Annotated in this window: 9 protein-coding genes and 4 pseudogenes; 7 read left to right on the forward strand and 6 right to left on the reverse strand. The window is 51.7% G+C overall.

Going from position 1 to position 11711, the window contains the following annotated elements:
• Positions 1-36: 36 nt before the first annotated feature.
• The 3 genes and pseudogenes from JNO11_RS19670 to JNO11_RS19680 all read left to right on the forward strand — a co-directional run.
• Positions 37-959, forward strand: a pseudogene (locus tag JNO11_RS19670) (alpha/beta hydrolase); the annotation flags it as partial.
• Positions 960-1231: 272 nt separating this feature from the next.
• Positions 1232-1570, forward strand: coding sequence for a nitroreductase family protein (locus JNO11_RS19675; RefSeq protein ID WP_325177691.1), 339 nt, complete (start codon positions 1232-1234; stop codon positions 1568-1570).
• Positions 1571-1589: 19 nt separating this feature from the next.
• Complete coding sequence (locus JNO11_RS19680; RefSeq protein ID WP_325177702.1) at positions 1590-1913, forward strand: nitroreductase family protein; 324 nt, start codon at positions 1590-1592, stop codon at positions 1911-1913.
• Here JNO11_RS19680 and JNO11_RS19685 read toward each other — a convergent pair.
• From JNO11_RS19685 to JNO11_RS19720, 6 genes and pseudogenes are all read right to left on the reverse strand, one after another.
• A complete protein-coding gene (locus JNO11_RS19685) occupies positions 1812-3122 on the reverse strand; it encodes a multidrug effflux MFS transporter (RefSeq protein WP_325177692.1) in 1311 nt (436 codons plus the stop codon). The genes JNO11_RS19680 and JNO11_RS19685 overlap by 102 nt on opposite strands.
• Before the next feature lie 364 nt (positions 3123-3486).
• A pseudogene (locus JNO11_RS24860) lies at positions 3487-5610 on the reverse strand (tyrosine-type recombinase/integrase).
• Between the two features lies 1 nt (position 5611).
• Positions 5612-6594: pseudogene (locus tag JNO11_RS24865) on the reverse strand (tyrosine-type recombinase/integrase).
• A gap of 67 nt (positions 6595-6661) precedes the next feature.
• Positions 6662-6896: pseudogene (locus JNO11_RS19710) on the reverse strand (DNA polymerase V subunit UmuC); the annotation flags it as partial.
• A gap of 8 nt (positions 6897-6904) precedes the next feature.
• A complete protein-coding gene (gene umuD, locus JNO11_RS19715; RefSeq protein WP_325177697.1) occupies positions 6905-7354 on the reverse strand; it encodes a translesion error-prone DNA polymerase V autoproteolytic subunit in 450 nt (149 codons plus the stop codon).
• Positions 7355-7830: 476 nt separating this feature from the next.
• Positions 7831-8511: an SOS response-associated peptidase family protein gene (locus JNO11_RS19720; protein ID WP_325177698.1), complete on the reverse strand. Its 681-nt coding sequence runs from the start codon at positions 8509-8511 to the stop codon at positions 7831-7833.
• 137 nt (positions 8512-8648) lie between these two features.
• On the opposite strand from JNO11_RS19720, the gene JNO11_RS19725 reads away from it, so the two are divergent.
• From JNO11_RS19725 to JNO11_RS19740, 4 genes are all read left to right on the forward strand, one after another.
• The gene (locus tag JNO11_RS19725) at positions 8649-9026 is read left to right on the forward strand and encodes a S24 family peptidase (protein ID WP_285089024.1); all 378 of its coding nucleotides are present in this window, start codon (positions 8649-8651) and stop codon (positions 9024-9026) included.
• A 2-nt stretch (positions 9027-9028) separates the two neighbouring features.
• On the forward strand, positions 9029-10291 hold the full coding sequence (umuC, locus tag JNO11_RS19730) for a translesion error-prone DNA polymerase V subunit UmuC (protein ID WP_325177699.1): 1263 nt from the start codon (positions 9029-9031) through the stop codon (positions 10289-10291).
• A gap of 240 nt (positions 10292-10531) precedes the next feature.
• Positions 10532-10954: a ParA family protein gene (locus JNO11_RS19735; RefSeq protein ID WP_325177700.1), complete on the forward strand. Its 423-nt coding sequence runs from the start codon at positions 10532-10534 to the stop codon at positions 10952-10954.
• Positions 10955-11019: 65 nt separating this feature from the next.
• Positions 11020-11514: a hypothetical protein gene (locus JNO11_RS19740; RefSeq protein ID WP_325177701.1), complete on the forward strand. Its 495-nt coding sequence runs from the start codon at positions 11020-11022 to the stop codon at positions 11512-11514.
• The last annotated feature ends 197 nt before the right edge of the window (positions 11515-11711 follow it).

An 11711-nucleotide genomic window follows, 5' to 3' on the forward strand; every position in this document is an offset into this window, starting at 1 on the left:
AAAAGGATTCATTCCCACGGTAACACCAGCACCTAAGGCAAGGTCAACATTCATCCGGTGAAGTACGATCTGCATGGCATTCAGGTGCCGCGAATGTCTATACCCCACCCGCTACGATCCGCAAAAAATACCCTGCCGTAGTGGTCGCGCATCCTAATGGCGGCGTAAAAGAACAGGTCGCCGGGTTATATGCACGGCCGCATCCTTGCTGAACATGGCTATATTACGATTACCGCCGATGCAGCCTACCAGGGGGGCAGCGGTGGTATGCCTCACAACGTGGATAAACCGGCCAACCGTATTGAAGACGTTCACGGCATGGCTGACTACATCAGCCAGTATCCAAAGGGGTTGATACTTCCCGCCTCGGTCTGCTTGGCATTTGCGGAGGCGGTGGGTATTCACTTGTTGCGGCCGAAACTGACAAGCGGTTCAAATCGATAGCAACCATCAGCATGTTTAATTCAGGCCTTGTGCGCCGCAACGGTATGCAGGATTCACAGCTGGATACGGTCCAGCAGCGTCTTGAGCAGGCTTCTGACGCACGCGCTCAGGAAGCGGCCGGAGGCGAAGTGCTTTACTCCGGTGATGCTAACCTGACTGATGAACAGATCGCTAAATTGCCTTTTGCCTTATATCGACAGGGCTACGAGTACTACTGGAAAACCCACGCACACCCGAACTCAACGTTTAAATACACCACAAGCAGCCTGTTAGACCTGATGAGCTTTGATGTAACGGACCATATCAATCTCATCAATAAACCCCTGCTGATGATTGCCGGTACAAAAGCGGATACGCTCTATATGACTAAAGATGCGTACGCGAAGGCCACCGGTACGAAGGATAAAGAACTTTTCCTGATCGATGGCGCTACTCATATCGAGACGTATTGGGTTCCTGAATACGTTGACCAGGCAATGCAAAAATTAGACGTTTTCTTCGATAAGAATATTTAGTCAGCCTCCGATGACGCCCTGGCCGCGCAGGCTGGGGCATGTCCATCAGCTATAGTCATTTTCGGCTGCATCTCACATTATCTATTCATGCAATATCCCCAGATTAACGAAGTTTCGGTTCAGGATAATTACGCCAATCAAATAGGCGCTATGAATGAAATTCATAGACCTAATCTGGAACAGGGCATAAAAAAACAATGAGTCTGATGTGACAGGATGGATCTGAAAAGAGTGAATCATTCACTTCAGACTACTTTCAGGCGGAGAAGCAAATGAGTTCGCAGGAGCCAACATTCAGTGAGGTAGTAAAAAACAGGTACTCGGCCAGAGCCTTTCTTCCATCTCCTGTCCCCAGCGATGCGCTCAAAGACATTTTGCTCGAGGCGCAATGCGCGCCATCCAACTGCAATACTCAGCCCTGGTCCCTGCATATCGTTGCAGGAGAGAAGCTTCGTGAATTAATCCACGCACTGACGGAAGATTTGAGGGCTGGGAACTACAGTCCTGATTTCACGTTTGATAAAGAAGCCTATCCCGAACCATTCAGGCAACGGGCTTCGGAGCAAGGGCGCTCGTACTATCAGGCACTGGGTGTTGCGCGGGGGGGATAACTTAAGCCGCTCAGAAGTGGTGGAACGTAACGTAAAGTTTTTCGGAGCGCCTCATGTTGCTCTGTTGTTCATTCCTGTTGTTGGGGACAACGTTCGTGTTGCCTCTGATGCCGGGATGTATGCACAGACATTCCTGCTTTCTCTGGCAGCTCGTGGTTACGCAGGCGTTCCACAGGCAGTACTGAGTTATTTTGCCCAAACGGTGCGTCGGATCTTAAATGTTCCTGAGAGTTTCAGGCTGCTATACGGTATTTCTTTTGGGATGCCAGATAAAACGCACCCCTCCCTGAGTTACAGGGAAGGGCGGATATCTATAGATGAAAGTGTCGTCTGGCATCAATAATGAAGTTTTATTTTTTAGCTGAACGGTCAGTGCCATCAAGGCGCTGGCCGCTGTAAATAACGCAATTATCCAGCCCATCGTCCATGGCGTTCCATCACTGAACAGAGCGAGAAGAAGTGAAGAGATGATGCCACTGCCATATTGCAACGCTCCCATTAGCGCCGATGCAGAACCTGCAACATTGGGCACTGCGTCAAGTGCGCAAGCTGTGGATGTCGCAGCGATGATGCCATTCATAGAAAAAAACACGAACACAGCGCCGACAATCACGGTAATGCCACCTACCTTCAGCCCAGTCGCGACCGCCAGCACTATTGCGGCAATAGTGGCGATAAATACGGCATTCCTGAGCAATGCTTCCAGCGGATAGCGGTGAACCAGGCGTCTGTTGACCATACTCACAGCCATTAATCCCACAACGTTTACTGCAAACAGCCAACCGTAGTGTTGCGGATCAACACCGAAGTACGTGATGTACACAAACGGAGAGCCCGTGATAAAGGCGTAGGCCGCGACATAATAGAACGTCAGGCACAGAGTAAACTGCATGTATCTGGCGTTGGTTAGCAAGGCATAGTAGTTTTGAAAGGCTCTGGTTACGGAGGTTTGCGAGCGTTTTTCAGCAGGTAATGTCTCCGGTAACCAGAATAAAGACATCAGCATTAATGTTCCGATAATCGTCAGCAGCCAGAAAATGGCATGCCACGAGGTCACTTTAATCATTTGCCCGCCGATCAGTGGACCGGCAATTGGCGCGATGGCCATAATGATCATCAGTGTTGAAAGCATTTGTGCTGCACGAGTGCGGCTAAACAGGTCACGGATCATTGCTCGTGCCAGCATCGGACCGGTACAGGCACCTAACGCCTGAAAAACACGCCAGAAGACAATTTGCTCGATATCTGTTGATAACGCGCAGCCCACCGAGCCGATGATGAACAGACCCAAGCCGATAAACAGCGGCTGACGACGCCCGTAACGATCGCTAATCGGTCCCCAAATCAGTTGTGCGATGCAAAACCCGATAAGGAACCCTGTTATTGTCAGCTCTGCATCACCCTGCAAATCTCTGGCCATGACGGGCATAGCCGGAAGATAAATGTCGGTTGATAAAGAGGTAACAGCCATTAAGGCGCTGAGAATGAGTAGAAACGAAAGACCGGTTTTTTTAGCTGTAGCCGACTGCGTACTTGCCTGTTGATTAAGCATGGTGATCCGTTAGAAATAAAGAGAGAGGGCATGTTAACGGGTTTGTGCATGCTGATAATCACAGGCGGGAGGATAGGGACTATGAATGACATTCATTAATGTTGTGAAGAGCCGGAGCAGTGAAAGAATGGTTTGAACAGGCACTTATGTTAGGCCTTACGGAAAGCAATCGAGGTATCGTTTCAGGCTCGATTTGTGATTGCAGACAAAGACACGAATTATCAGATCATAAAAAAAGCATATCTTCATGTCAGTTTCGTCACAAAGCCGCCGATTAGCCTAGCGTAAGCTAATTCCCGTTTTCCAGGCGGATCCATTTTAGAATTTACTGTGGATGTCTGCTATTGGCACTTAGCGGCACATTTTACCTTCCAGGTTTAAGGGGTAATTTTTTAAGAGCCTGTTCAATTTTCTCTGCGTCCTGTTCCACTATGGCTTTCTCATCGGGTTTGAGCGGAACTTCCTCAAGGTAACGTCTGACAGAGGCCTTACTTTCCAGTATCAGTCCGCGCGCGCTCTGCTTAAGCAGATTAAAATCGCAACCGATGCAGGCCATCCGGTGCTGACAGCTGCTCCAGAAGGGATTCGTGCAGTACGAATCGCCCAAGTCATAATACGTTGCAGGCCCGGTCAGGCTGGCGGCGTCAGGATCGTGATCAATCAGCACGCTTATCATATGAGCGACACGGTCTGCTTTGACGAAAGAGGCGGCCAACTGCGTCGGGCGGATACGCAGATAATGCATGGTGGACTGAGGCGTTGAATGTCCGGTCCACTGCATCAGTTCGTACAGCGACATGCCCTGCGGGACGCTGGCCAGCGCGGTCACCGCTGAGGCCCGTCCCCGGTGGCTGGTTATCGTTCCGCCACTGTCTTGTAAAGGCACGCCCGCGCGTGCGCAGAGCATCGGTATCACCGTGCGGTTGAGGATGGTGCTGCCGGCAGGCTTACCGCGATACTGAAACAGCAACCGGACTTTCTCACCGGTCCGCTCATCGGCGAGCATAGCCTGGTCTGCCGGACGTTCATCCAGCCAGATGTCGACGTACTTTTTCACCACCGCCGCCACCGGTTTTACAAAGGCTTTTGAGGTTTTTCCAGCAGGGATATGCAGGTAGCACAGGGTTCCTGCCGGAATAACACTGCCGTCGTCCTTCACGATATCTTCCGCCTGCGGCGCGATGCAACCGGTGGTCAGGCGGAGCAGTTCGCTCTTTCTCAGCCCCGCATGGGTCCAGATAACGGCCACCGCCTGCAGCATGGCAAGCGGATAATGTATTTCAGTGAGCAAGTCTTCCTGACGCAGATTCAGGCTGGCCCAGATGAGCTTCAGCCAGACCGGATCGTCGATAACACGGGGATTGACGCCACGACGGAACAGGGGCGTGTCCGGTGTGGAAAGATGGCGGGCAGGGCTGAAGCGCAGGCGCCCCCAGCCCCAGTTTTCATAATCAATCATAAACCGGCGGAGCGAATAGATAAAATGCGCCCTGGAATGCGGCATCATTGGCTCGCCGGAGCGCACCGATTTGCGGGTGCCCCTTTCCGTGCCCAGCTGAAGTTCATCCACGTTCATCCGGCCTACCGCTGCGATGAAGCTGGCACAGGTTTCCATCGTCCAGTCTGCCGGTTCCCGCACCTGCGGATGCTCCTTTGTCAGCCAGAGGCCGCAGCGCAGAATAAAGCTATACTGGTTCTCACGGGTGCGCGGCCTGAGCACAGACGTTTCCCGCTAGCGCCGGCACCAGTGCACCCAAGCGGGGTGGATTCCTTCCACCGGCTTTTCGTACCATTTTGTATAGTTTCGCATCCTCATCGGGGCGCTGATAATCCCTAGCGCAGCCAGACCGTGTGAAACCCGCCCGACATATCGGGAGGTCCCTGCGTCCATGCCGGACTGGACCTGCCACAACAGGTCTGGTGTAAATGTCTCAAGCCGTGGGTCCCTGTTTACTATCATCAGCGTTGCCAGTATGCCGGATATGTGATTTTTCTGGCTGGCCGGGGCATAACCCAGCGACGTCAGCGTATCGGTCAGCCGTTGCAGCTCCTGATAATAAAAAGCCTGGCCAAAAATGGCAGAGGCATAAAGCGCGGGTTTGCGGATATCGGGCAGGCTGAGCGGATCATGCAAATCCGCCAGATGCCAGGCAAAGGCAGCCATTAACGGACGGCCCTCCCTGACTTCCCGGCAGAGCGTATGCCAGCGTTTCTGCGGCCACCACCAGCAGGGCATGTCGGCTGCAAGCATTTCGCGCAGCAATCCGGCTATCACCAGCCCGGTGATTTTGCTGCCACATCCGCTTGCGGCGGCAATATCCATCAGCGGCCTGATAAGGTCAGGTGCAGGCTTCATCCGTAACATACCGGACCGGCTGTGGGAGCTGGTCAGCGCCTTCCGTTCAGCGGAGGTTAGCGACGTTTCAAGCCGGTATTCGGTCATGTCAAAGGGACGCCAGCTGTTTTCAATCGGTTTGTGCGGGCTCATGTTATTTCTCCGCGCTGAAAATGAGGTTCGCCATCCTGATATCTGCCGTTTCAATCGCACCGGCCATCCTGGCGGCAAGATCCCGCCCCGACAGGTGAATATAAATCTGGGTGGTCACCGGATCGCGGTGCCCTGCATAGGTCGCAAGCTCGTGCAGCTTCCAGCCCGCGCGGGCCAAATGCGTCAGACGAAGGTGCCGGAATGTATGGGTTGAGATGGCCGACATCCCGGACTCAAGCGCCCATTTCCGGACCGTTTTGCTCCAAGTCCAGAATGAAAGCGGCGCGCCCAGATTCCGGTCGGACGCGGAACGGAACAGGGCACCCTGGGCGATTCCGACCCGCTTCATCTGCATGAGGTGGGCTGCCAGCACGGGCACGGCTGCCGGGCTGTAACAGACAATACGCTCCCGCCGGCTCTTGGTGGTTTCTGCCCGGATACGGATAAGACGGTGCGCGAAATCGAAGTCTTCGATACTCAGCGAAGTGACCTCAGACCGCCGCAGCGCACCGTAATAGGTTAGTGCCAGCATCAGGCGGTCACGCAGGGGCGAGGCGGCGGCATGAAAGAGAAAAACTGCCACTGCGAATCGTCAGGAATGCGCGGCAGCTTTACGATACGGGGAACCAGTCCCCGGCCGGAATTCAGAATGCCGGGAGCGCCGGATCGGGGCAGCGGATTGACCGTGCAGAGGTCCAGATATATGAGAAAGTCATACCAGAGGCGGATTGCAGATAGGCGAAGCTGGAGCGTGGCGCTGGCCGCAGGAAAAGGCATGCCGGGTAGCTGAGGGCTGATGTACGCGGCCAGGTCTTCAAACCGGGCCTTTTCGGGTTCGAGCCTGCGCTGGCTGCAGAACGCAAAGTAATGGTGAAGGGCACTACGGTAGGCCGTGAGCGTCGCCTGCGCCCGCCCCAAATCGGATAACAGTTTCAGCCAGCGCTCTGCCAGCAACAGAACCTGTTCATTTGGTGGAATCAGCATTGTGTTCACCTCTGTCAGCAGTTGTGCTGCTCAAAGTTTACTCAGTGAATGTTGCATTCCACTTAATGTGATAGAGCGCGTAGTTCGAACTGAATACATGTACGCGCTCGCTGAAATCCTGATTTTTAACCTGGAACCACGGTGCACCCATTTTGATGCCCAGTTTTTTTTGCGCCCGCGCTGCGTGCGATGACGCAGCCGTCGTTGTTAGACAGCACAACAACGGGTTTACCGCGGAGATCGGGGCGAAACAGCGCCTCGCAGCTGGCGTAAAACGAGTTGACGTCGGCGAGCCCAAACATGGACATGGTCACCTCCGCCGGGCTCGGGTACTGTTAAAGAACCAGGTAACAACACCGAGCAGCTGCAGTTCCTCCGGATAGATTACCGGATAGGCCGGATTCGTCGGGAGCAGGGCAAGTATGGGCTGTAATTGCAGACGCTTAACCGTAAATTCACCGTTAACCTCAGCGATCACGATGTCGCCGTGAGCCGCATTCTCTGCCCGATCAACAACCATGACGTCACTATCGCAGAGACCGAGGTCCCGCATGCTGTTTCCACTGGCGCGAACGAAGAATGTCGAGGCGCGCCTGCGGATGCAGAGCTCGTTCAGATCAAGTTCTTTCTCGACGTAATCCTGAGCGGGGGAGGGGAAGCCGGCGGCGCACGGATCAGCATACAGCGGCACCCGGACGCGGGGCGTAAACAGGGGGGGCCAGAGCAGTGTCAGGCCTGCTGCATAGTTACCCGAATTCATGACCAGATACTCCGGTCATGTTGTCTTATCACTGCAGAAACTCTGTTGAAATAGCGCATAAAATTCCTCCTCTTATTTTACTGTTTATATGTACAGTATTATTGAGGCGGATTAATCTGGCAATAGGGAGCGAGACGGCTACTTATTAAAGCGAATCTATATATCTGAAGGGTCAGGAAATTTTATGAAGATCAGCCTGACTTTCAGTGCCGGACTGAGCTAACAATAATGCGTTATATATGTATGTATGATGTGTAAGCAGTCCATGCCGGCATCGGTGAAATGACGCTTCCTCGCCACGGCTGTTCGTTCCTCGCTGCGCTGCGGTACGCCTCAGCCGGGCCTGCGGCGAGCGTTACAATTGCACGTTCAGGGAAAGAAATACCGCACCCTTATTACTCTTATGGCTTGCCCATACCGGCAATAATAGCCGTCTGAGAAATGCCCTATATAAAGTTTTGTGAACTGTAAGCGAGTCAATCCTTATCTGCCGGTAAAGGCTCGATAAGCTCACTGCCCTGGTGATGAATATTGCCTACTTTTTTGCTGACAGGATGCCAGGTAAATGCTTTTTCCGGAACGGCAGCGTCATGAGCAATTTCTTCAGCACGCGCTGGAGACGTTTCTTCACTGAGCCATTCACGAACGGCATCAGGCGTAATGACCAGCGGCCGCCTGTCATGTATATCGACCATGCCCTGATTGCTGGCTGACGTGACAATCACGAAGCCCTCTTTGCCGTGATCCTGCCCGTACGGCTGCCTGCCGATGGCGGCGAAGAAAAGTGGCTCCTTTTTTTTGTGAAAGATGAAGAATGGCTGCTTCTCACCACCTTCTTTCTGCCATTCGAACCAGCCGTCAGCAGGCACGATAGCGCGGCCATGATTCCAGAGAGGCTTAAACATGCGGCCGCTCGCAGCCGTCTCACCGCGCGCGTTGATAAGTGGCTGCTTATCCCACCATTCCGGTCCGTAGCCCCAATATACCGGATCGAGGCGCAACGAATCTTCCTGTTCGTTTAGCAGTAACACTTTAGTGCCTGGTGCTACGTTAAAGCGCCCGAGAGGTTCCGGATCGAAGGTTATTTCGTCCGGTTTCAGGCCGAGTGAGTCAAAATAATCGTCGCGGCTGCTGTACTGCGCAAATCTTCCACACATGGTTACCTCCTGCTGCTGTTGTAAGGATAGCGACGTATACTGATATCAGGAGTATTAAATGCGCCTGCATGACGGACACCCGGTCGTTATCAGGTTCACCTCATAAGGCTGAAAAGCTGTAAAGAATGGAGCAATTCATGGCCTTTCAGAGTCCGGCCCAGAACTACACCGAAACGCGCCTGAGTCTGGGCGATTTGGTGCATCTTTCCCCTTACTCTACCTATCTGATGCGCAGCGAAAGCGACTGTCCAGATGCAGGTGTTATTAAAGGGTCCGTGCTGGCCATCGATCGCGCGCTGACACCGGCACACGGTCAGTTAATCGTTGCCGAGCTCGAGGGAGAACTGACACTGAGGCGCCTGCTGCTCAATCCGGTTCCCGCCCTGCAGGCGCTGGACGCGGACGAAACTGTTACGCTGCTTGATGTAAGCCAGGTGCTGCCCGTGTGGGGAGTGGTCGCCTATTCCCTTACCGATGTAGCCGGAGTGGGGTTTAACGGACCAGCTGGAGATTAGCAATGTTTGCGCTGGCCGATGCCAACAATTTTTACGCCTCATGCGAAACCGTCTTCAGGCCGGACCTGCGCGGCAAACCTCTTGTCGTCGTGTCTAACAATGACGGATGCGTCATCGCGCGATCGGCAGAGGCTAAACGCTTAGGGATTAAAATGGCCGCACCCCTGTTTCAGAACGAGCGTTTTTTCAGGCAAAACGGCGTTCAGGTGTTCAGCTCTAATTATGAGCTTTATGGCGACCTGTCTGCACGCATGATGGCCATCCTGGGCAAGATGGCTGCGGGACAGGAAGTCTATTCCATTGATGAATCTTTCCTGGATGTCACAGGAATTGGCAGCCTCATCCCGCTTGAAACGTTCGGACAGCAGATGCGCGAGCGCATACGGCGGGAGACAGGACTGATTATCGGTGTGGGGTTCGGCCCGACCAAAACGCTGGCCAAACTGGCCAACCATGCGGCCAAAAAGTGGACCCAGACCCGGGGAGTCGTGGATCTGTCTGACCGGAGTCGTCAGCGCAGACTCCTGCATCTGACCGATGTCAGTGATATCTGGGGCATCGGCCAGCGCATCAGTCTGCGGCTTAATCAGCTGGGAATCACTACGGCTCTGCAGCTGGCGGACAGCAACGTCAGCATGATACGAAAGAGTTTCGATGTCATCACGGAGCGTACAGTAAGGGAACTGAACGGCGAGTCCTGCCTGGCACTTGAGGATGCACCGCCGCCGAAGCAGCAGATAGTGAACTCACGTTCTTTCGGGCAGCGTGTCACACAGCGGGAAGAGATGCAGCAGGCTGTGGTCCTTTACGCCACGCGCGCCGCAGAAAAGCTCAGGGAGCAGAATTCGCGCTGCCGCCATATCAGCGTGTCCATCGCCACCGGCCGGCACGGCGATGAGCCGCAGTATTCAAACACTGCCTCTCGCATTTGTGACTATCCGACCAATGATACGCGTGACATTATAGAGTCAGCGCTTCGTGGCCTGGGCACGATCTGGCGGGATGGATACAGATACGCCAAAGCTGGCGTCATGCTGGGAGATTTTTACCAGTCCGGTGTGGCACAGTTGGACATGTTCAGTGAACAACAGCCGCGTGCAAACGCTGATGCACTAATGGCCGCTCTGGATACTATTAACCGTTCGGGTAAGGGAAAGGTGTGGTTTGCGGGTCAGGGAGATCGCGACAGTATGTGGCAAATGAAGCGTGAAATGCTCTCGCCGCGTTACACGACGAGATTAAAGGATATTCCAAAGATAAAGTAGCAATCTTACTTCTTTTTTTAATGTCAGATAGCGTTACAATATGACATCTTAGTTCTCTAGTGCGGGTACCGTTATGGAGGAGTAAGACAAAGGAATCAAGATTTTTATTTTTTACTGTCTGATGAATTTCATCCTGTACTAATTTTTATTTTAGCTAATTTTTTCCCATAAAAACTAGACTGGTAATGTCCTCACCAAGGAAAATGATTCAATAAATTAATTCAAACTGTGAGGAATACAATGCCAATTTTATCGTTATTTAATCATAAAGGTGGGGTCAGCAAGACCACTACTACTTATCATCTGGGCTGGATGCTTGCTAATAAAGGCTATAAGACTTTGATTGTGGATACCGATCCACAGTGTAATTTAACAAGTTTAATTATTGGTGACGATGAGGCAGAGGATTTCTATAGTGGTAAAGACTGTATCGATATCTATTCATGTATTGAACCCCTAGAGAAAGGAATGCTGGGAGGCGTTAAAAAAGCAAATCCAATTCCGACAAAAAACCCCAATTTATTTTTACTCTGCGGTAATCTAAAATTATCAGGATTCGAAAATCAGCTCGCCTTCGCGTTAACTGCGAGTGAAGGTATCCCAGCAGTGAGAAACATGCCGGGGAGCCTGAGTGAAGTTCTAAGAGCTGCCAAAAAAAGATAATGGATTTGATTATGTTTTAATTGATATGAGTCCTAGCGTCGGAGCTCTAAATCAATGTCTTTTTTATGAGTAGTGATTACTTCCTTGTACCTACAACTCCTGATTTCTTTTGTAAGCAAGCCATTAAATCATTATCTGAAGTAATACCTAACTGGAATAATACTATAAATCCATTTAGGAAAGATGAACTTGCATACTCAATTCCAGCAGAACCGCCTAAATTTATCGGGTTCCTTTCCCAAAAATACCGGCCTCGCAGTAATGCACCAGCCAAGTCTTTCCAGAAGTGGATTGATATAATTCATACTTCTGTTAATGAAGAACTGGTGCCTGTTTTGGCAAAAGAAAATATGATCGTCAATACTCAAGGAAAAGAGTATTTATTCGAAAATGGAGAGCCGTATAACATTGTCAACATATCAGATTTCAACTCGCTTATAGCTCAATCCCAGAAACATAAGACTCCTGTTTTTGAACTTAAGGATGCGGAGATTGAGCAAAGTGGTAAAATCCTCGTGAATATGAAAAAAAAGTCAGCGCGATTTCCTGTATGTGTTTGAGGGGTTTGCTGATAATATTGTTGGACTGACAAGAAGCTCAGTTTAAATTGTAAGATAGGAAGTAGCGCCCTGGTTAGGGCGCTGATATTAATGTTTTTTTTAGTTCTGGCGATATTTAGTGACCCTGTAAGCCCATAACTGGTATCGTGCATTTTTTTTTTACTTTCATAACGCATGGTGTAGCCAAAGCTTGTCTG

Origin of the sequence: Pantoea sp. 1B4 (assembly GCF_016925765.1) — a bacterium.
Taxonomy (GTDB): domain Bacteria; phylum Pseudomonadota; class Gammaproteobacteria; order Enterobacterales; family Enterobacteriaceae; genus Pantoea; species Pantoea agglomerans.